The organism is Halomarina salina, from assembly GCF_023074835.1.
Lineage (GTDB): Archaea > Halobacteriota > Halobacteria > Halobacteriales > Haloarculaceae > Halomarina > Halomarina salina.
The window spans coordinates 2,190,692-2,212,262 of the sequence record NZ_JALLGW010000001.1; the positions used below are offsets into that span (position 1 = coordinate 2,190,692).

The 21,571-nt window shown below is 69.4% G+C and carries 20 protein-coding genes; 13 read left to right on the top strand and 7 right to left on the bottom strand.

Translation table 11 applies throughout. The features are described from left to right. The first annotated feature begins 168 nt into the window (after nucleotides 1-168). From MX571_RS11195 to MX571_RS11205, 3 genes are all read left to right on the top strand, one after another. The gene (locus MX571_RS11195) at nucleotides 169-1,665 is read left to right on the top strand and encodes an MATE family efflux transporter (RefSeq protein ID WP_247416668.1); all 1,497 of its coding nucleotides are present in this window, start codon (nucleotides 169-171) and stop codon (nucleotides 1,663-1,665) included. Nucleotides 1,666-1,769: 104 nt separating this feature from the next. After that, nucleotides 1,770-2,807 (top strand): aspartate-semialdehyde dehydrogenase, encoded by a 1,038-nt coding sequence (gene asd / locus MX571_RS11200; RefSeq protein ID WP_247416671.1) that lies wholly within the window; start codon nucleotides 1,770-1,772, stop codon nucleotides 2,805-2,807. A gap of 206 nt (nucleotides 2,808-3,013) precedes the next feature. Then, nucleotides 3,014-3,379, top strand: coding sequence for a VOC family protein (locus tag MX571_RS11205; protein ID WP_247416674.1), 366 nt, complete (start codon nucleotides 3,014-3,016; stop codon nucleotides 3,377-3,379). A 24-nt stretch (nucleotides 3,380-3,403) separates the two neighbouring features. On the opposite strand, the gene MX571_RS11210 is transcribed toward MX571_RS11205, so the two are convergent. After that, nucleotides 3,404-6,667: an FAD-binding and (Fe-S)-binding domain-containing protein gene (locus MX571_RS11210; protein WP_247416676.1), complete on the bottom strand. Its 3,264-nt coding sequence runs from the start codon at nucleotides 6,665-6,667 to the stop codon at nucleotides 3,404-3,406. A gap of 105 nt (nucleotides 6,668-6,772) precedes the next feature. Between MX571_RS11210 and MX571_RS11215 the strand changes: the two genes are divergently transcribed. Beyond that, nucleotides 6,773-7,549: a helix-turn-helix transcriptional regulator gene (locus MX571_RS11215; RefSeq protein WP_247416679.1), complete on the top strand. Its 777-nt coding sequence runs from the start codon at nucleotides 6,773-6,775 to the stop codon at nucleotides 7,547-7,549. Between the two features lie 225 nt (nucleotides 7,550-7,774). Here MX571_RS11215 and MX571_RS11220 read toward each other — a convergent pair whose 3' ends face one another. Then, nucleotides 7,775-9,034 carry a glycosyltransferase family 87 protein gene (locus MX571_RS11220; protein ID WP_247416683.1) on the bottom strand — a complete coding sequence of 420 codons (1,260 nt, stop codon included), beginning with the start codon at nucleotides 9,032-9,034 and terminating at the stop codon, nucleotides 7,775-7,777. 85 nt (nucleotides 9,035-9,119) lie between these two features. Beyond that, on the bottom strand, nucleotides 9,120-10,070 hold the full coding sequence (locus MX571_RS11225) for a D-2-hydroxyacid dehydrogenase (protein WP_247416685.1): 951 nt from the start codon (nucleotides 10,068-10,070) through the stop codon (nucleotides 9,120-9,122). A gap of 98 nt (nucleotides 10,071-10,168) precedes the next feature. Here MX571_RS11225 and MX571_RS11230 point away from each other — a divergent pair, with 98 nt between their 5' ends. Together MX571_RS11230 and MX571_RS11235 are read left to right on the top strand one after the other, a co-directional pair. Continuing rightward, nucleotides 10,169-11,518, top strand: coding sequence for an NAD(P)/FAD-dependent oxidoreductase (locus MX571_RS11230; protein WP_247416688.1), 1,350 nt, complete (start codon nucleotides 10,169-10,171; stop codon nucleotides 11,516-11,518). Nucleotides 11,519-12,015: 497 nt separating this feature from the next. Beyond that, complete coding sequence (locus MX571_RS11235) at nucleotides 12,016-13,029, top strand: alcohol dehydrogenase catalytic domain-containing protein (protein ID WP_247416690.1); 1,014 nt, start codon at nucleotides 12,016-12,018, stop codon at nucleotides 13,027-13,029. A gap of 31 nt (nucleotides 13,030-13,060) precedes the next feature. Here the strand turns inward: MX571_RS11235 and MX571_RS11240 are convergent, their stop codons facing one another. Further along, nucleotides 13,061-14,356: a dienelactone hydrolase family protein gene (locus tag MX571_RS11240; protein WP_247416691.1), complete on the bottom strand. Its 1,296-nt coding sequence runs from the start codon at nucleotides 14,354-14,356 to the stop codon at nucleotides 13,061-13,063. Nucleotides 14,357-14,545: 189 nt separating this feature from the next. Between MX571_RS11240 and MX571_RS11245 the strand changes: the two genes are divergently transcribed. The 5 genes from MX571_RS11245 (at nucleotide 14,546) to hisD (ending at nucleotide 18,629) form a co-directional block, all read left to right on the top strand. Beyond that, nucleotides 14,546-15,775 (top strand): ABC transporter substrate-binding protein, encoded by a 1,230-nt coding sequence (locus MX571_RS11245; RefSeq protein ID WP_247416693.1) that lies wholly within the window; start codon nucleotides 14,546-14,548, stop codon nucleotides 15,773-15,775. A gap of 49 nt (nucleotides 15,776-15,824) precedes the next feature. Next, nucleotides 15,825-15,959, top strand: coding sequence for a hypothetical protein (locus tag MX571_RS22425; protein ID WP_282594485.1), 135 nt, complete (start codon nucleotides 15,825-15,827; stop codon nucleotides 15,957-15,959). 88 nt (nucleotides 15,960-16,047) lie between these two features. Further along, nucleotides 16,048-16,257, top strand: a complete 210-nt coding sequence (locus MX571_RS11250) for a hypothetical protein (RefSeq protein WP_247416696.1) — start codon at nucleotides 16,048-16,050, stop codon at nucleotides 16,255-16,257. 97 nt (nucleotides 16,258-16,354) lie between these two features. Beyond that, on the top strand, nucleotides 16,355-17,239 hold the full coding sequence (locus tag MX571_RS11255) for an ArsR/SmtB family transcription factor (protein ID WP_247416699.1): 885 nt from the start codon (nucleotides 16,355-16,357) through the stop codon (nucleotides 17,237-17,239). 109 nt (nucleotides 17,240-17,348) lie between these two features. Next, entirely contained in the window at nucleotides 17,349-18,629 is a 1,281-nt protein-coding gene (gene hisD / locus MX571_RS11260) for a histidinol dehydrogenase (protein WP_247416701.1), read from the top strand. Between the two features lie 28 nt (nucleotides 18,630-18,657). Here the strand turns inward: hisD and MX571_RS11265 are convergent, their stop codons facing one another. Next, nucleotides 18,658-19,071 carry a GNAT family N-acetyltransferase gene (locus tag MX571_RS11265; RefSeq protein WP_247416705.1) on the bottom strand — a complete coding sequence of 138 codons (414 nt, stop codon included), beginning with the start codon at nucleotides 19,069-19,071 and terminating at the stop codon, nucleotides 18,658-18,660. 133 nt (nucleotides 19,072-19,204) lie between these two features. Between MX571_RS11265 and MX571_RS11270 the strand changes: the two genes are divergently transcribed. Both MX571_RS11270 and MX571_RS11275 read left to right on the top strand, forming a co-directional pair. Next, nucleotides 19,205-19,561, top strand: a complete 357-nt coding sequence (locus tag MX571_RS11270) for a HesB/IscA family protein (RefSeq protein ID WP_247416706.1) — start codon at nucleotides 19,205-19,207, stop codon at nucleotides 19,559-19,561. A gap of 44 nt (nucleotides 19,562-19,605) precedes the next feature. Next, the gene (locus MX571_RS11275; protein ID WP_247416710.1) at nucleotides 19,606-20,451 is read left to right on the top strand and encodes a universal stress protein; all 846 of its coding nucleotides are present in this window, start codon (nucleotides 19,606-19,608) and stop codon (nucleotides 20,449-20,451) included. Nucleotides 20,452-20,503: 52 nt separating this feature from the next. On the opposite strand, the gene MX571_RS11280 is transcribed toward MX571_RS11275, so the two are convergent. Together MX571_RS11280 and MX571_RS11285 are read right to left on the bottom strand one after the other, a co-directional pair. Beyond that, complete coding sequence (locus MX571_RS11280; RefSeq protein ID WP_247416712.1) at nucleotides 20,504-20,704, bottom strand: dodecin; 201 nt, start codon at nucleotides 20,702-20,704, stop codon at nucleotides 20,504-20,506. A gap of 127 nt (nucleotides 20,705-20,831) precedes the next feature. Further along, complete coding sequence (locus MX571_RS11285) at nucleotides 20,832-21,527, bottom strand: DUF2238 domain-containing protein (RefSeq protein ID WP_247416714.1); 696 nt, start codon at nucleotides 21,525-21,527, stop codon at nucleotides 20,832-20,834. Nucleotides 21,528-21,571 lie beyond the last annotated feature (44 nt).

Below are 21,571 nucleotides of genomic sequence, written 5' to 3' on the forward strand. Positions count from 1 at the left end.
GCCGTCGAGCGACGCGTCTCTTCGTCGCAGGGTACACGTCGAGGGCTGCCGACGCACCTACAGCGGCGGGTCCGCCGCCGGAGTCGAAACGTATTACCGGCGGGCTGACTAACCGTTCAGTCAGCAACCGATGTACGTGCAACCGTCGCTCCGACAGCGGGTGGTGCGGTGAGTCTGCGAGAACGGCTCTCGCGAGCCTTCGGCGGACAGGAGGAGGTGAATCTGACCGAGGGTGGTATCGGGTGGCCGCTGTTCTTCCTCTCGCTGCCCATCGTCGTGACGAACCTGCTCCAGACGGCGTACAACCTCGCGGACACGTTCTGGCTCGGGCAGTTCTCGACGACGGCGCTCGCGGCCATCACGTTCGCGTTCCCGATGGTGTTCCTGCTCATCTCGCTGGGGATGGGCGTCTCCGTCGCGGGGAGCATCCTCGTGGCGCAGAACACGGGGAAGGGCGACACGCGCGCAGCGGAGTACGCCGCCTCGCAGACGGTGACGTTCTCGCTGGCCGTGAGCACCGTCGCCGGCGTGGCCGGCTTCTTCTTCGTAGAGGACTTCCTCAGGCTGCTCGGCGCGTCCGCGGAGACGCTCCCCGCGGCGACGAGCTACATGCAGGTCATCGCGCTGGGGCTGCCGTTCATGTTCGGCTTCTTCATCTTCATCTCGCTGATGCGCGGCGCGGGCGACACCGTCACGCCCATGCTCGTCATGCTCGGGACGGTCGTGCTCAACATCCTCATCGACCCGGTGCTCATCTTCGGGTTCGACGGCAACCCGCTGTTCAGTATCCTGGGGCTGGAGGGCCTGGAGTCGTCGCTGCTCGCGTCGACCGACTTCACCGGGTGGGGTATCGCCGGTGCAGCCGTCGCCACCATCGTCTCGCGCGCGCTGGCTATGGTCGTCGGTCTGTCCATCATGTTCCGCGGGACGCGCGGGATCAAGATCCACCTCACCGACATGGCCCCCGACCTGGAGTACGCCCGGCGTATCGTCGCGCTCGGCGTCCCGGCGTCCATCGAGGGAACCGGTCGCGCGCTCTCGGTGAACCTGTTTCTGGTCATCGTGAGCCTGTTCCCCCAGTACGTCGTCGCCGCGTTCGGCATCGGCGTCCGGGTGTTCTCGGTCATCTTCCTCCCGGCCATCGCGGTCGGTCGCGGCGTCGAGACGATGGCCGGGCAGAACATCGGCGCGGGGAAACCGGACCGCGCCGAGCGGTCGGCCGCGCTCGCGTCGGGCGCGATGTTCGTCGCGCTCTCGACGATGGGCGTCGTCGTCTTCCTGTTCCCCGAACCCATCGTCAACGCGTTCACCGACGACGCGCAGGTCGTCGAGGTCGGGGCGGAGTTCCTGCGCTGGGTCGCCCCGTCGTTCGGCTTCATCGGCGTCCTCCGTGCCTACACCGGCGCGTTCCGCGGGGCGGGCAAGACGCTCGTCGCGGCGGTCATCTCCATCGCGACGCTGGCGGTCATCCGCCTGCCGTTCGCGTGGGTCGCCTCGCAGTACGTCCCCGGCGTGTTCGAACTTCCGCGCCAGGGTGTCTGGGCGGCGTTCCTCGTCTCGAACGCGCTGGGCGCGCTCATCGCGTTCTCGTGGTACCGGACGGGGTCGTGGCGCGACGCGGACGCGACGACCGGGGCACGCGGCGCGCCGACCGACGACGACTGACCCGTCGGTCGCGGCCGCGCGGGTCTGACAACTGACGAACCCTTGCACCGTCCGTTTTCGCCCGCATCACAACCGTTTTCAGTCGCTCGGCCCGAGCCACGGCAATGTCTCACACTGCTGGAATCCTCGGCGCGACCGGGGCCGTCGGCCAGCGACTCGTACAGCTCCTCGACCCGCACTCCGAGTTCGACATCGTCGCACTCACCGCGAGCGAGGACAGCGCGGGCCGGACCTACCGCGACGCCGCGAAGTGGCGACTCGACGTCCCCATCCCGGACGAGGTCGCCGAGCAGACCGTGGTCGCCACCGACCCCGACGCCATCCCGGACGACGTCGACCTCCTGTTCTCCTCGCTCCCGTCCTCGGTCGGCGAACGGGTCGAACCCGACCTCTGCGAGGCGGGCTACGTCGTCTCCTCGAACTCCTCGAACGACCGGAACGCCGACGACGTGCCGCTCGTCATCCCCGAGGTCAACGCCGACCACCTCGACCTCCTCGAAGTACAGCGCGACGAGCGCGGCTGGGACGGCGCACTCGTGAAGAACCCGAACTGCTCGACCATTACGATGGTGCCGACCCTCGCCGCGCTCGACCGCGCGTTCGGCATCGACGCGGTCCGGGTCTCGACGCTCCAGGCCGTCTCCGGTGCGGGCTACGACGGCGTCACCTCGATGGAGATCATCGACAACGCCATCCCGCACATCGGCGGCGAGGAGCAGAAGATGGAGTCCGAGGCACGCAAACTGCTCGGCTCGTTCGACGGGGCGACGGTGTCGTGGCACGACGCCGACGTCGCCGCCTCCTGTAACCGCATCCCGACGCTCGACGGCCACCTGGAGAACGTCTGGGCCGACCTGAGCGAGGACGCGAGCGACGACGAGGCCGCCGACGCGATGCGCGAGTTCCCGAGTCTCGACCTGCCCTCTTCGCCCGACCCCCTCATCCACGTCTTCGAGGAGCCCGAACGTCCACAGCCCCGCCTCGACCGGATGCACGGCGACGGGATGGCCGTCACCGCGGGCGGGTTCCGCGAGACGTCCGGCGGCGTCCAGTACAACTGCCTCGCCCACAACACCATCCGCGGCGCGGCGGGCGCGAGCGTCCTCAACGGCGAACTGCTCGCGGACAGCGGCTACATCTAGGGCACCGTTTTCTTCGTCGGGTGTCCTCGCTCGCTCCACTCGCTCCGGCCACCACTCCTCGAAAACCCTGCACGAAAAATTCGACTGCTCACTCGCGTTCGCTCGCACGGACGCTGACATCTCTGACCAGTCTACACCGGGGTGGAGCCACCGGGACACGTCGCCCTGACCTTTCGTTTTATCGTCTCTCCGTGTGCGGAATGCGCATGGACGCGATACACGTCAGACTGTTCGTCACCGACGCGGACGCGAGCGCCGACTGGTACGTCGAGCAGTTCGGGTTCGAGGAGTCCTGGGAGTTCGAGGCGGGGGACCAGCGTCACGTTTACGTCGCGGACGGGAACGGCTTCGAACTGCAGTTGACCGAGACAGACGGCGAGGAGGCCATCGCAGACGCGGACACGTTCGACCACCTCGCGCTGGGCGTCGAGGACGTCGACGCGGCGTTCGAGGACATCGAGAACCACGGCGTCGTGAAGGAGCCGGGCGACCAGCCAGAGGCGGGCGCGCGCACCGCGTTCGTCGAGGACCCGGACGGCAACGTCGTGGAACTCGTTCAGCCCCTCGACTGAGACGAGGCGGCAGAAGCGACCTTCTCAGCGGCCGACTCGCCCGACCAGCCCCGCGACCGCACCCGCGAGCGACCGCTCACTGTCGCGTCCCGCTTCGACCCCCGACGAGGTACCGGAGTCCGTCAGCGCCTCGGCGACGAGTTCGACGGGGTGTGGCGGCATCGTCTCGCCCGGCCGGTCGCCGAGTTGCGAGCGACACGACGCGCCGGGCGCGCAGACGCGGTCGCCGGGCGACGCCTCGACCTGCTCGAACAGGCGGGCGCCGATGGCCTTCGAGAGGCCGTAGTGTTCGGCCTCGTAGCCGAAACTCCCGGCCATGCCACAGCACGTCGTGTCGAGGCGGTCGACGTCGTAGCCCGCCGCGAGCAGGACGTTCATCGCGTAGTGGTCGGTGTTCGTCGCCTTCTGGTTGCAGTGGCCGTGGTATGAGACCGCGCCCGAGTCGTCGGGGAACGCCAGTTCGTCTGCGAGGCCCGTCTCGTCGAGGTACGTACAGACGCCGTACGTCGACTCGGCGAGCGTCTCGACGTCCTCGCCGGCCAGCAGGTCGCGGTACTCGTCCTGGAACATCACGGCGTCGGAGGGTTCGACGAACAGCACGTCCCAGCCCTCGCGAGCGCGGGGAGCGAGCGCGTCGACGTTCGCCGCTGCCCGGTCGCGCGCCAGGTCGAGGAAGCCCTTGGAGTACGCGGCGCGGCCGGTCGGTCCCGCGTGCTCGGGCAGGGCGACGTGACAGCCTGCGGCTTCGAGCACCCGAACCGCCGCCTTCCCCGGTTCGGGGTAGGAGTAGTTCGTGTACGTGTCGGGCACCAGCAGGACGCGGTGGTCGGCCTCGTGGTACGGAACCCGCGACCCGCCGCGCTCGTCGAACCAGTCTACGAACGTGTGGCGGGTGAACGTCGGCAGTTCGCGGTCGGCGGCGATTCCCAGGGTGCGCTCCATCGCGGCGCGTGCGCCCGGCACCTGTGGCGCGACGTTCGAGAGCGGCGCGAGAGCGCTCCCGACCCGCGACAGGGTGTCGATGTTGGCGAACACCTGCTCGCGGAGCCCCGAGCCCTCCTCCTCGTGGTACTGGTGTTTGACCTCGGCCTTGAGTTTCGCGAGGTCCACGCCCGTCGGGCAGTCGCTCGAACAGCCCTTGCAGCCGACACAGAGGTCCAGCACCTCCTGCTGGAACCGGTCGGAGTACAGCTCTTCTTCGGGCAGGTCACCCGAGATGGCCGCCCGGAGCATGTTCGCCCGGCCGCGAGTCGTCTGGACCTCCTCCTTGGAGGCGCGGTAGGTGGGGCACATCACCTCCGAGTCGGTCTGTCGGCAGGTGCCACAGCCGTTACACAGTTCGACGAGGTGGGAGAAGCCGCCCTCCTCGGAGAAGTCGAGCGTCGTCTGCGGTTCGAGCGACTGGTAGCTCGCGCCGTACCGGAGGTGTTCGCGGTTGTCGGCTCCGACCCCACGCTCCGAATCCGGACCCACGTCGTCGGGGCCGTCGCGGTAGACGACGTTGCCGGGGTGGAACTGCCAGTCGGGGTCGAACGCCGTCTTCAGCTCCTTGAACGCGCTCCAGAGCTCCGGCCCGTACATCTTCGGGCTGAACTCGGTGCGGGCCATGCCGTCGCCGTGTTCGCCCGAGAACGCGCCGTGGTACTCCAGCACGAGGTCGGTGACGTCGTCGGTGATGGAGTGCATCTTCTCTATGCCCTCCTCCTGCTTGAGGTTGAGGATGGGCCGGATGTGGAGCGTCCCGCTCCCGGCGTGAGCGAAGTACGCCGCCGAAGTGTCGTGGTTCTGGAGTACCTCCTTGAACTCCTGAACGTACGCCGCGAGGTTGTCCGGCGGCACGGTGGCGTCCTCGATGAACGGGTACGGTTTCGGGTCGCCCTCCAGGCTCATCAGGAGCGGAATCGCGGCCTTCCGGAGCTTCCACATGTCGGCCTGGGCCTCCTCCGTGTACGCCTCGACGACGTCGAACGCGTCGCCATCGCCGGACTGCGTCCGGCTGCCGGAGACACTCCGTGTCTCCCAGTCCTCGACGAAGTGCGCGTTCGTCTCGCCGATGGCTGCCTCGAACGCGACGCGCTGGGCGTCGACGGCGTCGTCTCCCGTCTCCCCGTCGACCGTCTCTTCGTCTGCCGTCTCGCCCTCACCGTCGGTAGTGTCGGTGGCCTCCTCGGCCGGGACGAGTTCGGAGTCGAACTCCAGCATCAGGGCCGCCTCGGTGCCCTCCGGTATCTGCTCGACGTACTGCGAGTAGCCCTCGGACTCGGCGGCCAGCCGGAACACCTCGTCGTCCATCAGTTCGACGGCGCTCACGTCGTACCGCAGGGCCTCCGGGACCGCCTCCATCGCGGCGACCAGGTCGTCGAAGCAGTACAGCGCCAGCGCCGTCTCCTCGGGCACCGAGACGAGCGAGACGGTCGCCTCCGCGACGACGCCGAGCGTCCCCTCCGCGCCCACGAACAGTTTCGAGAGGTTGACGACCCGTTCGCCGTCGTCGGTCTCCCGGATGACCTTGTGGAGGTTGTAGCCCGAGACGGAGCGCTTGAGAGTGGGGTAGCGCGAGGCGATCTCCTCGTCGTGCTCGTCGACCAGTGCGCGGACCGTCTCGTAGATGTGCGCTTCGAGCGTGTCCCGTGAGACGATGTCCTCGTACTCCTCGGAGTCGAGCACCACGTCCCGCGTTCTGACGAGCGACCCGTCGGAGAGCACGACCTTCAACTCCTCCGTGTAGGCGTCGGTGATACCGTAGCGCACCGAGTGTGCGCCCGTCGAGTTGTTGCCGATACCGCCGCCGACGGTCGCCCGGTTCGAGGAGGCGGGGTCGGGGGCGAACTTCAGCCCGTGCGGTTCGAGCGCTGCGTCGAGGTGGTCCTGCACGACCCCCGGCTGGATCGTCGCGCGCTGGGCGTCGGGGTCGATGTCGACGACGTCGTCCATGTACCGCGTCATGTCGAGGACGACGCAGCCCGGACCGACGGCCTGCCCCGCGAGCGACGACCCGGCCCCACGCGGGACGACCGGGACGTCGTAGTCGGCGGCCACGCGGACCGCGGCCTGCACGTCCGCGGTGTCGCGCGGGCAGACGACGCCCGCGGGTCGGGCCTTGTAGATACTCCCGTCCGTCGCGTACAGCACCTGTGCGTACTCGTCGAACGCTACCTCGCCCTTCACGACGCGCCGCAGCGCGTTCGCGAGTTGTCGATACTCTTCCACGTCACTGCGGTCGAGGTCCAGCGTCCGCGACGACGCGGCTGGCACCCCGCCCTGCAGCGGTTCGTCCTCGGCGGCCATACTCGTCGCTCGCCCCACGGGCTGTTAAACCTGTGGCGAGTGTTGACATCCGTCGGCAGGTCAGTGCACGAAAGTGACATATCCCCCCCGTGCGGAGGGCTGGCCATGACTGCGCGCGAGCAGGTCGCGTTCCTCGTCGGGTCCGAACACCGCGTCGCTACGATGGAGGCGCTCCGGGACGGGTCGGCCCGACCGTGCGAACTGGAAGAGAGTCTGTCGGCGTCGCGGGCGACCGTCCAGCGAGCACTGAGCGGCCTCGACGAGCGGGACTGGGTCGACAAACACGACGGGAAGTATCGCCTCACGGGAGCCGGGACGTTCGTCCTCCGGGCCTACCACGACCTCGCGGACGTGGTCGAGACGGCCGACGAGGTGGGAGAGCCACTGTCGTTGCTCGACACGGCGACCGACGACCTCCCCATCGCCGCCCTCCGGTCGGCGACAGCCACCACGGCGACTGCCACGACCCCGCACGCACCTATCGAGCGGTACGCGTCGCTCCTGGAGCGAACCGATATCGACGAGCTTCGAGGCATCTGTCCCGTGTTGAGCCCGGTGTTCAACGAGGTCCATCGACCCCTGTTCGAGGCGGGCGTGCCCATCGAACTCGTCATCGACGAGGAGACGCTGGCCGCCGCGGAGGAACTGACGCCGGAGAACCACACCGTGGCGCTGGAGTCCGACTCGTTCACGCTCTACGTCGCCGACGAGGCACTCGACTTCGGCGCGTCGCTGTTCGGCGACTCCGCGATGGTCGCCGCGTACGACGACCAGGGGCGGTTCAGAGCATCGCTCGACTCGACTGACGACGCGCTGGTGGACTGGACGGCGGACCTCTTCGAGGGGTATCGCGACCGGGCGCACGTCCTCGAAACCGCCTGACTGCGCGGGCGGTGTCTCACACCCTGCGACAGTCGACAGACAGTGCATATAACTAGTCTCGCTCCCGAGCGTCGTCTGCGTCCACACACCGGTCCCCTCTGGCGTTTCGGTCCCCCGTTCGCGGCTCACGGCCGCGTGAGCCACCCTCCCCCTCTCGATTCTCTCACCTTCGCTCCTCTCATCCTCCTCTCTTCCCCCGCTCTGTCCCCGCTGTCTCCCTTCGCTCTACCCCCGCTCCGCTCGCTCCCGTTCGTAGACGAGACACGCCAGCAGCGTCACCAGCACTCCGTACAGGTGGACGCTCGCGAGCGTGAGCGGCCCGTCGAGCAGCGTCAGTAGCACCTGCGCCCCGTCCCCGAGCAGGCCGGGCCCGTACTCGCGGAGGTGGCTCAGTTCGAGCGGGACGTTCGTCACCGCGACGCCGACGAGGAACAGCGTCCTCGCCCGACCGGTCAGCAGGTAACAGAGCGCGACCTGCGGGAAGAACGTGTAGACGTAGTAGATGGGGTAGGCGGGGACGACGAGCAGCATCCCGACGAACGTGACGTAGACGGCGACGAGTCGGTCCAGACGCGTCTCCAGTCGTCGGTAGGTGACGGCGACGACGGGCGCGACGAGGAGGAGGGCGAGGACGCTCATCAGCGCCGGGTCGAGCGACGGGACGAGCACGGAGACGGGGCGCAGGAGCGTCGTGTACGCCGCGTCGGGGCCGATACCGCCGACGAACGCGGCGCTCCGGGTCTGGCCGAGCAGCACCTCGTCGACGTACTCGCGGGTCGTGTCGGCGCCGAACGCGAGCAGTCCGAGTCCGAACCCGGCGAGCGCCGTCGCGACGGCGGCGACGACGCCACGCCACGCCCGGCGACGGAGCAGCCAGACGCCGACCAGCGCCGGGAACACCTTCAGGAAGGCGGCGAGCGCGAACGCGGTGCCGCTCGCCCACCCCCGGTCGTGTTCCAGCCAGACGACGCCGAGCGCCAGCGCGGCCGTGATGTGGACGTTGACCTGTCCGTAGAGCAGCGACGGCATCGCGTGGACCGAACAGAGGACGTACCCGGCGACGAGGGCGCCGTCGAGCGCGGTCGGTCGGGCGGCGTCGGTAGCTGGCGTCGACCCACCGTCCGAGTCCTCGCCTCCCTGCCTCGGACTCCCGTCGACGTACCGCACGACGAGCCACGCGAGGGCGACGCCGACGGCGACTGTCCCGGCGGTGTGGAGCAGGTACCCCCCGAGTTCGCCGAGCGAGGAGAGGGCGGCGAACCCGACGACGGTTATCGGCGGGTAGAGGTAGTGGAACGAGTCGACGGCGGAGTAGCCGACGCCGTACATCGGCTGACCGTCGAGGACGGCACGCGCGGTGTAGTGGTAGACGCGGTAGTTGTAGCCGAAGCGCCACGGTTCGAGGAAGAGGGCGCGAGCGAACGGAACCAGACCGACGAGGATGCCCAGCGCCAGCACGAGTCGAGGGGCGGTCCGGCGGTCCATGCACCGACTGGCGGCGCGGGGGTCTTGGTTCGTCCGTCTTCTCCGTGGCCTTCCTCGCGCCCTCTCACCGCCACCCGACCACCGCTCACGCGACCTGGTTGCGGAGGTCCTCGTAGCGGCCCGTCTCCTCGACGCGCTGGAGGTTCTCCGCGACGATATCCGCGAGTCTATTGAAGTAGTTCGGCGTGTGGCCCGAGTTGTGCGGCGTGACGAGGACGTTCGAGAGCCCCCACAGCGGGTGGTCGGCGGGGAGCGGTTCGGGGTCGGTCACGTCCAGTGCCGCGCCGCGAATCTCGTTGGAGCGCAGCGCCGAGACGAGGGCGTCGGTGTCCACGACGGCCCCGCGCGCGACGTTGACGAGGACGGCCTCGGGCGGCAGCGTCCCGAACGCCTCGCTGTCGACGAGACCGCGCGTCTCGTCGGTGAGCGGGCACGCCAGCACGAGGTAGTCGGTGCGGGCCAGCGCGTCGTGGAGCGCGTCGGGGCCGACCACCTCGTCGGTCGGCCCGCCGTCGTCGGGGTGGCGACGGACACCGATGGTCGTCACGTCGAACCCCTTCAGGCGCTGGACGACGCCCTGCCCGATGGCACCCAGGCCGACGACGGTGACCGTGGACCCGGCGAGTTCGTGGCCCTGGAAGTGTCGCCACTCGTGGTCGCGCTGGCGGTCGAACGCCGTCGGGAACTCCCGGACGAACGCGAGGACGGATGCGACGGCGTGCTCGGCGACGTTCGGCCCGTGGACGCCCGAGGCGGTCGTGACCGCGACGTCCCGCTCCCGAAGGGTGTCCATCGGGAGGTGACCGTAGCCGGCGTACATCCCGGCGAACAGGCGGAGGTCCTCGGCGCGGTCCAGCAGCGACTCGTCGATGTCCGTGCCGGTCACCGCCGTCGCGTCGACGATACCCTCCCGCTCCTCCTCGGGGGTCCGAGCCAGTCGAACATCGTGCTCCGGGAGTCGGTCGCGCAGTTCCTCGACGTACGACTCCACGGGCATCCCGTGGACGCTGTGGCGGCGGACGAGCAGGTCGGTCATACCGACCGTTCGACCGGCGGGGGTATGTCGGTACCGACCACCGTCCCGCCCGGTGGAAAGCCACGCCGCTTAAGTCCTCACGCCCGCCGACAGGTGGTATGCAACAGGTGGACGTAGCCATCGTCGGCGGTGGCCCCGCTGGCACGGCGGCGGCGCACGCCGCGGCCACAGAGGGGGCCGAGGCGGTGGTGTTCGAGAAGGGCGTCCCCCGCGCGGACCGTCAGGAACTCGGTCCCGACTCGACGGACGCGGCGGGTATCCTCGACTACTGGGTCGACATGATGGACCTCGGCGAACCGATTCCGGACTGGGTGAAGGCCCGCGAACTCGACGCCGCGGAGTTCATCGGCCCGAACGAGACGGTGACGCTGCGCTCGACCGGCGTGTCGTCGTCGTACCCCAACTTCGGGTTCACGATGCACCGTTCGAAGTTCGACGACTGGATGCGCGAGCGCTGTGAGGACGCCGGCGCGGAGTACCGCGTCGGCACGAGCGTCCGCGAGGTCGAGACCGACTTCGGCGACCCCTCCCACACCGTCGTCCTCCGGGACGGCACCGAGGTCAAGGCCGACCACCTCGTCCTCGCCGACGGCCCCCAGCGCACGGTGACGAACCGGGTGCTCGACCCGCTCCTGCCCGACGGGAGCGTGGACAAACTCGCCTCGACGAAGGCCAACCACATCGCCTACCAGGAGTTCCGGGAGTTCCCCGAGGAGGCGTTCGAGGAGGACCGCATCAAGTTCTGGTGGGGCCTCATGCCCGGCCACACGGCGTACCCGTGGGTGTTCCCGAACGACGGCACGGTCGCTCGCGTCGGCCTGACGATGCCCATCGGGATGGACCTCTCGACGGTCCCGAACCGCGACCAGTACAGACTGCTCCGGGCGGAGGACACCCGCATCCCGCAGGGGAAGGTGTACCTCGAACGCCTGCTGGAACTGGCCTACCCCGAGTACGACCTGGAGGACTTCCCGCTGGTCACCGACCGAGGGAAACAGAACGGGACGGAGACGTACCCCATCTCCTCGACCCAGCCCATCGAGTCCCCGACCGCGGTGAACATCGCGGTCGTCGGCGGCGCGATGGGGGCGACGAGCGCGTTCCACGAAGGTGGCGACCACGTCGCGGTCCGCACGGGCGCGATAGCGGGTCGGATGGCCGCCAACGACACGATGCGGGCGTACAACAGCGAGTGGCAGCACGCCATCGGCGACGAGGTGGTCCGGAGCCTCTCGTTCGCGGAACTCGCGCGCGGCCTCGGCCCGGACGACTGGGACCGCGAGTTCGCGGCGGCGCGGCGCATCGTCGAGCACGGCCAGGAGTTCAACCTCGGGAACTCGATACGCGCGGGCGTCTCCGGCGCGAGCCTGTTCGCCCGCTACTGGCGACACCGCCGCCGGTTCCGCAAGGGGTACGTCCAGATACGCGAGGACGACTACGCGGTCTGACCCGTGGACTAGACAGGCTTTTCCCCGCGACTCGTCAACTCGGTGTGCGTGCCTCTAGTCCTCGCCCCGAGACCCCCGTCGGGGGACCGTGACGGCGCGACGAACCCGGGCACGCGACACGGGTCGCGACCGACCGCGCGGCTGGCCGGCGTTACCGGCTCGAATCGAGAGTCCGATGGACTCTCGCGACTGGCAGCACGTCACGCGCCACAACTGATTCGAGGTTTCTTCGAAACCTCGCGCCTCGCCGGTTCACACCGGCTCGGCAATTGGTCTCGCATTGCGAGACCCGCCCGGCACGAGGGTTTTCCGACCGACGCGGCACGCCGCCACGGGATGAGGTCGGACGTTAGTGTTCCGGGCGACACCCACGACACGCGGAGCGACTGCGACGGCTCGATACGGACGTAGCGTCGGTTCGCACCGACGCGGGCGTCGGTCACCCGCTCGATACCGCCACCCACAGCCCTAATCCGGTCGTGACCGAACGGTCCGGCATGCGCGCCGCAGCCTTCACCGACCTCGTCGGCCCCGACGGCGTCTCGGTTATCGAACAGCCCGACCCCGAACCAGCGCCCGGAGAGGCGGTCGTCTCGGTCGAAGCCTGCTCCATCAACCGCCACGACCTCTGGATCCTGGAGGGCGACTCCGCGATGGTGGACGCGGACGACCTGCCGTTCGTCAGCGGCCTCGACGTCGCCGGAACCGTCGAGCGAATCGGCGAGGACGTCACCGGCGTCGCACCGGGGGACCGCGTCGTGCTCTGTCCCAACCGGACCTGTGGCACCTGCCAGTTCTGTCGGGAGGGTCCCGAGAACCTCTGCGAGACCTTCTCGCTCTACCACGGGGGGCTCGCCGAGGAAGCCCGCGTGCGGGCGGACCGCCTCGTACCGCTCCCGGACGACGTCGGTGCGGTCGAGGCGGCGGCCCTTCCGACGGCCTACGTGACCGCGTACCACATGCTCCGCCGTATCGAGGCCGGTCCGAGCGACCTCGTCTTCGTCCCCGGAGCGACCGGGGGCGTCGGCGTCGCCGGGGTGCAACTCGCGGCCACGCTCGGGGCGCGGAGCGTGGGGACCTCCTCCTCGCGTGCGAAACTCGACCGCCTCGAATCGCTCGGCCTCGACCACGCCGTCGAGAGCACCGACCCGGACGAGATTCGGGACGCGGTGACCGACGTCGGCACGGTCGACGGCGTCCTGAACCACCTCGGCGGGGCGTACACCCAGCTCGGGCTGGACGTCGTCCGGCGCGGCGGCCGGATGGCGGTCTGCGGCCGGACGGCCGGCGGCACCTCCGAGATAGACATCACCGACCTCTTCCTCGGGCACAAACGGGTCATCGGGAGTACGATGGGGACGCAGGGCGACCTGGAGACGCTCGTCGGCCTCGTCGCCGAGGGGGCGCTGACTCCCGAGATAGACGGGACGTACGCGCTCGACGAGACGGGCGCGGCGTTCGAGGCGATGCAGGAGCGCGAGAGCGTCGGAAAGATCGTCGTGACGCCGTAGGACGACGCACGCAGTCGACGACGGACTGCCCTTACCGGCCCGCGACGCCGTGAACCCACTCCGCGAGGTCCGCGGCCACGACCGGTGCGACGTTCCCGCCGAAGTAGAGGCCGAGCGGGGACCACGGGGCATACCCGGACTGGAAGAAGTGGTCGAGGCCCTCGTAGAACTCGACTCGGCTGCCGTTCGGCAGGGGTGCGTCCCGCCATTTCCCGACCTCGCGTCGGAACCACGCGGCGAGTTCCGGTTGCAGGTCCTCGTCCGCGCGACCGGTCTTGGCGACGAAGGACGGGCAGTCGAGACCGCTCGCGGTAGCGGCGGGGTCGTAGTCGAGGACGCTGCGATGCCAGGTGCCCGGTCTGCCCCAGAGGGTCTCGTCGTCCTCGAACTCCCCCTCGCGGATGCGTCGGGCCGTCTCGCGGTCCTCGTCGAGTTGGGCTTCCTGCTCTTCGCTGAGGTCGCCGTCCGGTTCGAACTCGTACCGCATGAACGCCAGGTCGTCCGGGTCGAGCGTGGACTCGGCGCGACCGTCGAGGACGACGACTCCGGCGATATCACCGTGTCGGGCGGCGATTCGCGGGGCGCACATCCCGCCCTGGCTGTGGCCCGCGACGACGACGCTCCCGTCGGCCACCTCGTCGGTGGCCACCAGTTCCTCCACCGCCGCGACGGCGTCGTCCGTGACGACCCGGTCGAGCGTGCGGTCCTCGTCGTCGACGTCGTGGTCGGCGAGCCGGTTCTCGTACAGGAGCGTTGCGATGCCTTCGCTGGCGAGGCCCCACGCGACGTCCTTCAGAATCTTCGACGCGCCGGCGGTCCCGTCCGGGTCGTGGATACCCGCGCCGTGGACGAGCAGGACGGCCGGGAACGGTCCGGCCCCGTCGGGAACAGCGAGGAGCGCGTCGAGCGAGACGTCGCCAGCGTCGACGGTTACGGTCCGCTCGGTGAACGCGCTCTCGTCGACGTAGTCCGGAACGTCGTACTCCGGTGTGAACGAGAGTGTCGTAACCCCGCCGTCGGTGACACCGAGGGCGACGTGCGCGGACCCGTCGCCGAACCGGAGTTCGACGGTCGCCTCGTCCCCGTCGACGCTCACCCCGCCGACGGCCTCGAACTCGCCGTACTGGGAATGCAGCCCACGCCGATACTGCAGGAGCGCCTCCTCGGCGTCCATCGGGCCGTCCGCGAACTCGTCCGGGAACGAGTCGACGACCGACGCGACACCGTCCTCGGTGAGGAGGGCCACCGCGTCGTCGACTGTCTCGTCTCCGACGAACCGCGTCGCGAACGCCCGGCCCGTCGCTTCGGTGTCGCTGGTGGGGGGCATCGTTCGTGTCGTGATAGCTGTCCGGCACGTTGATAGCTTCCCTGGTGTGACCGTACCGTCCGAAGACGTCCGAGTCGATACGGCCGCCTCGACGGAGGCTCGCCGTGCGACGGTCACGGGCGAATTCGACAGGATTAGGCTGGCCGAAAAATCGCAACGACTTTGTTTCTTTAGGTTGGCCTAAATCATATGGCAGGAGACGGGAGCGGCCACGACGGCCCCACACGACGCGACCTCGTCAAGTACGGCAGTGCGGTCGTCGCGGGGGGGTTCCTCGCCGGTTGTACTGGGGGGAGCGACGGCGATTCGACCAGTACCGAGACGGAGAACGGTGCGGTGCCGTCAGATTCGACGCCCTCCGACTCGTCGACGACGATGTCAGAGGCGACGAGCACCGACGGCGAGGGGACGACCACGGAGGGGTCGTACTCGGTCACGATGGAACCGGTCGGGACGGTCGAGTTCGACGCCGTCCCGGAGACGTGGGTCCCGTTCACGGGTGACTACGCCGACATGGGTGTCGCGCTCGGTCAGGCCGACGGACTCGCCGCTATCGGTGTCAAAGCGCGGTTCGGGTCGCACCTGTACGAGGAGCTGCCCGGTGTCTCGGTGGACGAGGGTCGTCTCACGGCGCTCTACGAGGGCGGGACCGGGAAGGAGGTGTTCTACGAACTCGACGCCGACGTCCACGTCGTCGACCCGAACTTCATGGTCGAACGGCTCCAGTGGAGTCAGAGCGACGTCGACGAGATACGCGAGAACGTCGCGCCGTTCGTCGGGAACACCACCTTCACCCGCGTCTACGACTGGCACGACTACGACTACTACACGATGTACGAGGCGTTCGAGAAGCTGGCCCAGCTGTTCCAGCAACGGGAGCGCTACGAGGCGTTCTCGCGGCTTCACGACGAGGTACTCTCCGACGTCCGGTCGCGTCTGCCCGAGGAGACGCCCGATATCGCCATCCTCTACCCCGCCGACGTCCCGCCGAACGCGTTCTACCCGTACCTCGTCGGCGAGGGGACCGCCTCGAAGCACTGGCGGGACCTGCGGGTCGGCGACGCGCTGGCGGCGAACGGTATCACGGACGCTCAGGCGGGCGGGTCCACGGTCGACTACGAGACCCTGCTGGAGGTCGACCCGGACGCCATCGCCGTCCGCCTCCAGGGGGAGGTGACGCAGGAGTACGTCGACGAGAACGTCGTCTCGTACATGGAGGACCACGACGTCGCCAGCGACCTCCGGGCCGTCCAGGACGACCGCGTCGTCTACGGCGGTCTGACCTATCAGGGACCCATCGTCCACCTGTTCCAGCTCGAGATGGCCGCACAGGGGCTCTACACCGACGAGTTCGGCGACGAGGAGCTGTTCGACCGACAGCGCGTCGCGGACATCGTCACCGGCGCGACCCTGGGATGAGTGGTATCGCTCCCTCGACTGGCGTCGATAGCGGGACCAGAACCGAGCCATGAGCAGACGACCCCAGTGCAGACGCGCGACGCTCTCGGTCTGGGTGTACCGGCAGGTGTTCGGCAGCGAGGCGGCGTCCGCCGAGGGCGGCGACGACGAGGGCGGAGAGGACGAGTCGAACGGTCGGGAGTGAGAACGCTCGGCAGTCGCGTCGTCGGTCACCGTACCACCGACTCGCCCCGAAACGCACTGCTGATTACTCGGGGCGCCGTGGAGCACACGTGCGCCACCAGACCTACGGCAAACTCGCCGCGCTCGCGTTCGGCCTGATACTGGTGAGCTTCGTCGTCCTCGGGACGACCCGCGGGTTCGTCGGATTCCGGACGGCGCGACTGCTCGCCGCGCCGACGACGTTCCTCGCGGCGGCGCTCGTCGTCTTCCTGTTCGTCCGCGGACTGCTCGCGTGGACGGGGCTCGCGGAACTCGATTAAAGACGGTCTTAACTGGCGAGCCACTGCCGGCGAAAGCATCAAAACCCGGTTTGAGCCTTGGGAAGGAGTTTAGTTACATCAACAGTAGGTGCGAGCAATGAGTCTACTGCCGCTTCGCGGCGAGTCCAGCGCCGACCCGGACGAGCCGCGGGTGGTCGGTCTCGCGGGCGAGGAGGCCGACGAGACGTTCGAGGTGCTCTCGTCGGGGACGACGCGTGAGGTGCTGGCCGCACTGTACGAGGAGGCGTCGACACCGTCGGAGATTCGCGACCACATCGGCACGTCACTCCAGAACGTCCACTACCACCTCGGCAAGCTGGAGGACGCCGACCTCATCGAACCGGCGGGAGTCGGCTACTCCGAGAAGGGCACCGAGATGACCGTCTACGCGCCGACGAGCGAGGCGGTGGTCCTGTTCGCCGGTCGGCGCGACGACCGCTCGCGACTCCGCTCGATGCTCTCGCGCGTGTTCGGCGTCGTCGTCGCGCTCGGTGCCGGGACCGCCGCCCTCCGGTGGTTCCTCCAGGAGCAGACGAATCGGGCACTCGGCGGTGACGACTCCGCCTCGCAGAGCGCCGAGTACGGTGACGGCGGTACGGGCGGCGGCGCAGCGAGCGGCGGGAGTGGCGCGGACGCGAGCGGTGCTGGCGACGCAGCGACGACCAGAGTGGCCGAGAGCACCCAACAGGCGACCAGTGGCGGTGGCGGCGGTGGCGTCTCCATCGCGTCGAACGACGGCGCGGCGACCACGGGCGCTCCGGAGGCCACCGGCGGGACCGCCGACGGTGGCGCAGCGACGACGAGTCCCGATACCGTCACCGAGACGCTCCAGCGGACGACGGAGGTCGCCGCCGGCCAGGACGCGACGACGGTCCCCCAGCAGGTCGCCCACACCCTCGCATCAGAGCCGGCGCTCGCGTTCCTCCTCGGCGGCGTGTTCGTGCTCTGTCTCGTCGGCGCGGTCTGGTACACGACGCGGTGAGTGTGGCACCGACGGCGTGTCCCGACGGACGGTCGTCGTTCGTCCGGGGCCGCGACACGCCGCGCCGCGGTGTGGAAACGCTCTTTCGTCTCTCTACCGAACCGGGAGCATGGACGTACGCGACATCGCGACGCTCGGTCCCGACGAGCGACGCGCGCTGTTCGAACGGGACTCGGGAGTCGGCGACGCCGGCGAGGTCGCACGGGAGGTCGTCGAACGGGTGAGGACGGAGGGTGACGTCGCCCTCCGGGAGTACGCCCGCGAGTTCGACGACGTCGAGGTCGGCAACCTGGACGTGACCGACGAGACCGAGCGCGCCTACGAGGAACTCGACGAGGACCTGCGCGACCGTATCGAGACGGCCGCCGCCAACGTCCGCGAGTTCCACGAGGCACAGCTCCCCGAGGACTGGCGCACGGAGTTCTCTCCCGGACGCGAACTCGGCCGCCGGTTCCGGCCCATCGAGCGCGTCGGGGCGTACGTCCCCGGTGGCGGGGCCGCCTACCCCTCCAGTGCGCTGATGACCGTCCTCCCGGCGAAGGTGGCGGGCGTGCCACACGTCGCGGTCTGTACGCCGCCGGCAGCGGACCTGAACCAGGCCACGCTCGCGGCCCTCCACGTCGCCGGAGCCGACGCCGTCTACCAGTCCGGCGGTGCGCAGGCCGTCGCGGCGCTCGCCTACGGCACGGAGACGGTGTCGGCCGTCGAGAAGGTCGTCGGCCCCGGTAACCGGTTCGTCACCGCGGCGAAGGCCGCGGTCCGCGGTGACGTCGCTATCGACTTCCTCGCCGGCCCGTCCGAGGTGGCCGTCGTCGCGGATTCGAGCGCCGACCCGGCGCTCGTGGCCGCCGAGATGGTCGCGCAGGCCGAACACGACCCGAACGCCGCCGTCGTCGCCGCCACCGACGACCCGGACCTCGCCGAAGCCATCTGCGAGGCGTGTGACGCGCAGGCAGCCGAGCGAGAGCGGGCGGACACCGTCCGCGAGGCGCTCTCGAACGAGGCCAGCGGCGTCTTCTGCGGGCGGTCGATGCCCGAGGCCGTGCTGTTCGTCGAGGAGTACGCCGCCGAACACCTCGCCATTCACGCCGAGGACGACGAGGCGTTGCTGGAGCGCATCACGAACGCCGGGAGCGTGTTCCTCGGCCCCGACACGCCCGTCGCGGCCGGCGACTACGCCAGCGGCACGAACCACGTCCTCCCGACGGGCGGCGGCGCTCGGGTGACCGGCGGCCTCTCCGTGGAGACGTTCCTCCGCTCGACGACCGTCCAGCGGCTCTCGCACGACGCGCTCGCCGACCTGCGCGATACTGTGACGGGACTCGCCCGTGCGGAGGGGCTGGAGGCGCACGCCGAGAGCGTCGAGAAGCGGTTCGACGACGAGGAGTAGCGCGACCCGCCTCCCACAGCGGACGAGTTCACAGCCGGCGTTCGTAGACGCTCCCCCACTCCTCGTACCCCTGGTCCTCGTAGAAGAGGCGGGCGATGTCCCGGTCGACACCGGTCGCCAGCGCTACTGCCTCGCAGTCTCGCTCGCGGCCCCAGCGTTCGACGTGGTCGAGCAGCGTCTTGCCGTGGCCCTCGCCCCGGCGTTCCTCGGTGACGACGAGGTCGTGGACCCAGACGTGGCGCTCGTGGTGCATCACGCGCTGGACGGAGACGCCGGCGAGGGCGACGGGCGCGTCGTCCTCGTGGAGGGCGAACAGGTGGTAGTCGTCGTCCTCGAAGAACCCGCGGAACCGGTCGGCGTCGAGCGTGGGAAACAGCTCCCGCATCACCGAGAGTGCACGGTCGCGTTCGTCGTCCTCGGTCAGTTCGACGAGTCGGGGCATACGCGGTACACTCACCGGGAGTGTATCGTTCTCTCGGTGGCGCGTGCGTGGTGTTCGGGGAGCCGGCTACCGTCCGACTGGCTCCGCCGTCTTCGGCGTCAGGCTTACCACCGTCGCGCCGATACTATCGTGTATGAGTAGTACGTCCGTCGACGGCGGAACCGTGGTGGTGACCGAGTCGGCCGCCGACAAGGCCATCGACCTCCTCTCGGGCGAGGGGCTCGACACCGACGTCGCGGGGCTGCGACTGTTCGTCCAGCAGGGTGGCTGCGCGGGGCTCTCCTACGGGATGCGCTTCGACGACGAACCGGAGGACGGCGACAACGTCACCGAACACCACGGTCTGCGCGTGTTCGTCGACGAGGCGAGCGAACGCTACGTCGAGGGGTCGACACTCGACTTCGAGGACGGCCTCCAGGGGGCCGGGTTCCACGTCGAGAACCCCAACGCGGAGAGCGAGTGTGGCTGTGGCGAGTCGTTCCGCACCTGACGAGTCGACGACGTTTTTTGCCGATGCGGTCCTGACCTGCTCGTATGTTCGAGGAGATACTGCTCGCGCTCGACGGCAGCGACTGCGCGGAGACGGCTGCCGCTGCCGCCCTCACGCTCGCAGAACGGTCCGGTGGACGAATCCACGCGGTCGGCGTCGTCGAGGTGTACGAACTCTCGACGACCCGGGAACGAGACGCCCGCGAACAGGAGGCCAAGGAGCGACTCTCGGCGTTCGCCGACCGGGCCGCCGAGGCGGGCGTCGACTGCGAGACCGACCTCCGGAGTGGCTTCGCGGACGAGGAACTGCTCGGAGCTATCGACGACCACGGCGCGGACCTCGTCGTGCTGGGGACACACGGGAGAACCGGTGCTAGGAGGTTCCTCGTCGGGAGCGTCGCCGCTCGGGTCGCGCGCCGGTCGCCGGTCCCCGTGCTCACGACGCCAGCGACCGACGACGCGTGGTCGGTCGAGACGGTGCTCCTCCCGACCGACGGGAGTGAACACGCGGCCGCCGCCACGCACGTCGGTATCGAGGCGGCCGCCGACCTCGGTGGAAGTGTCCACGTGCTGAGCGCCGTCGAGGACGACGCGCTGGGTCTGGACGTCCGTTCGTCGAAGGTGCTCGAAGCGCAGACGCGGGTCGCGGAGTCGGCCGTGGACGAGGCCGTCGCCAGCGCCGAGTCGAGCGGCGTCGAGGCGACGAGCGAGGTCGTCTCGGGTCGCCCGCATCGCACGATTCTCGACGCCGTCGAGGCCCACGACGCGGACCTGGTGGTCATGGGGACGCACGGTCGCTCGGGCGTCAGCCGCATCCTCCTCGGGAGCGTCGCCGAGAAGGTCGTCCGGGGCGCGTCGGTCCCCGTGTTGACGGTTCCTGTCGGCGAGTGAAGGACGTCGCGGCCGCCCGCTCGGTGTAGAACGGTGGTTCGACGAGTCGGTACTACTGGTCGAGCTGGAACGCGACCTCGACCTCGACCTGGTACTCCCGGTCGTCCACGGAGGCGAGTTCGACCCCCATCTCCTCGACCTCTACCCAGTGGACGTTGCTGAGCGTCTCCTCGGCCCGGTCGACGGCGTCGTCGACGGCCGCGTCGAAGCTCTCTCCGCTCGACCCGATGAGTGTAATCTTCTTGTAGACCATCGCGGCCTGGGGTACTCGCGGCCGCGAGTTAAAGCTACGCGCCGCGGCACGCCGTCGGCGGGGGCCGCTGTCTGCATCTCGCCGCTCTTACTCCGCCGCTACTGTCTGCCGCCCCGACCGCCTCCCGTCACCCGCCGACGCCGAACCGCTGGCCGAGCGCCTCCGCCACGTCGTTGAGGTGGGCGGTCCCCCAGACGCCGACCACGACGCCGCCCACGGTGTCGAACACCAGGTCGAGCATCGTGTCCGAGAGGCCGTACTGGGTGAGGACCGTCCCCACTCCGAAGACCACCGCAGCCTCGCCGATCGCGAACTCGATGACCTCCCAGAGGACGCCGAAGGCGATGACGAACAGCAGGATGTAGACGAACATGAACCGCGGTGGGAAGTGGACGCCGCTGGCGTACTCGTCGAGCGCGCGGGCGGTTGCGTAGCCGACGCCCGCGACGACCGACGCCGAGAACCCGTGAGTGAGGTGGTCCCACCAGCCGTCCGAGGAGTAGAGCGTGCTGTAGGCCGCGTCCTCGGGGGCGCTGCCGACGACCTCGACGAGACTCGCCGGGAGCGGTATCGTCCCGAGCGCGTGGAGGAAGACGGCGGTCGTGATCCAGAGCGTGAGCCCGAGGTCCATCGGGATGCCGTAGTCGCGCTGGAGAATCGGGGGGAGCTGAGCGACGAGCAGGGCGATGCCGCAGTTGACGATGATACCCGTGTGCCCGAGGTAGAGCCCGACGAGGAACATCCCGGCGAGGCCGACCTCCATCAGCCAGACGAGCGCGTGCTGGACGCGCTCGGAGAGGCCGACGCGTTCGCGGAGCTTCATCCGCCGCCTGCCCCCGGAGGCGTCCGGGTCGGACCTTGGGCGAC

Bases quoted from the DNA above. Each gene is read 5' to 3' on its own strand.
- asd (WP_247416671.1), top strand. From the start codon at position 1,770: ATGTCTCACACTGCTGGAATCCTCGGCGCGACCGGGGCCGTCGGCCAG.
- MX571_RS11205 (WP_247416674.1), top strand. From the start codon at position 3,014: ATGGACGCGATACACGTCAGACTGTTCGTCACCGACGCGGACGCGAGC.
- MX571_RS11210 (WP_247416676.1), bottom strand. From the start codon at position 6,667: ATGGCCGCCGAGGACGAACCGCTGCAGGGCGGGGTGCCAGCCGCGTCG.
- MX571_RS11215 (WP_247416679.1), top strand. From the start codon at position 6,773: ATGACTGCGCGCGAGCAGGTCGCGTTCCTCGTCGGGTCCGAACACCGC.
- MX571_RS11220 (WP_247416683.1), bottom strand. From the start codon at position 9,034: ATGGACCGCCGGACCGCCCCTCGACTCGTGCTGGCGCTGGGCATCCTC.
- MX571_RS11225 (WP_247416685.1), bottom strand. From the start codon at position 10,070: ATGACCGACCTGCTCGTCCGCCGCCACAGCGTCCACGGGATGCCCGTG.
- MX571_RS11230 (WP_247416688.1), top strand. From the start codon at position 10,169: ATGCAACAGGTGGACGTAGCCATCGTCGGCGGTGGCCCCGCTGGCACG.
- MX571_RS11235 (WP_247416690.1), top strand. From the start codon at position 12,016: ATGCGCGCCGCAGCCTTCACCGACCTCGTCGGCCCCGACGGCGTCTCG.
- MX571_RS11240 (WP_247416691.1), bottom strand. From the start codon at position 14,356: ATGCCCCCCACCAGCGACACCGAAGCGACGGGCCGGGCGTTCGCGACG.
- MX571_RS11245 (WP_247416693.1), top strand. From the start codon at position 14,546: ATGGCAGGAGACGGGAGCGGCCACGACGGCCCCACACGACGCGACCTC.
- MX571_RS22425 (WP_282594485.1), top strand. From the start codon at position 15,825: ATGAGCAGACGACCCCAGTGCAGACGCGCGACGCTCTCGGTCTGGGTG.
- MX571_RS11255 (WP_247416699.1), top strand. From the start codon at position 16,355: ATGAGTCTACTGCCGCTTCGCGGCGAGTCCAGCGCCGACCCGGACGAG.
- hisD (WP_247416701.1), top strand. From the start codon at position 17,349: ATGGACGTACGCGACATCGCGACGCTCGGTCCCGACGAGCGACGCGCG.
- MX571_RS11265 (WP_247416705.1), bottom strand. From the start codon at position 19,071: ATGCCCCGACTCGTCGAACTGACCGAGGACGACGAACGCGACCGTGCA.
- MX571_RS11270 (WP_247416706.1), top strand. From the start codon at position 19,205: ATGAGTAGTACGTCCGTCGACGGCGGAACCGTGGTGGTGACCGAGTCG.
- MX571_RS11275 (WP_247416710.1), top strand. From the start codon at position 19,606: ATGTTCGAGGAGATACTGCTCGCGCTCGACGGCAGCGACTGCGCGGAG.
- MX571_RS11280 (WP_247416712.1), bottom strand. From the start codon at position 20,704: ATGGTCTACAAGAAGATTACACTCATCGGGTCGAGCGGAGAGAGCTTC.
- MX571_RS11285 (WP_247416714.1), bottom strand. From the start codon at position 21,527: ATGAAGCTCCGCGAACGCGTCGGCCTCTCCGAGCGCGTCCAGCACGCG.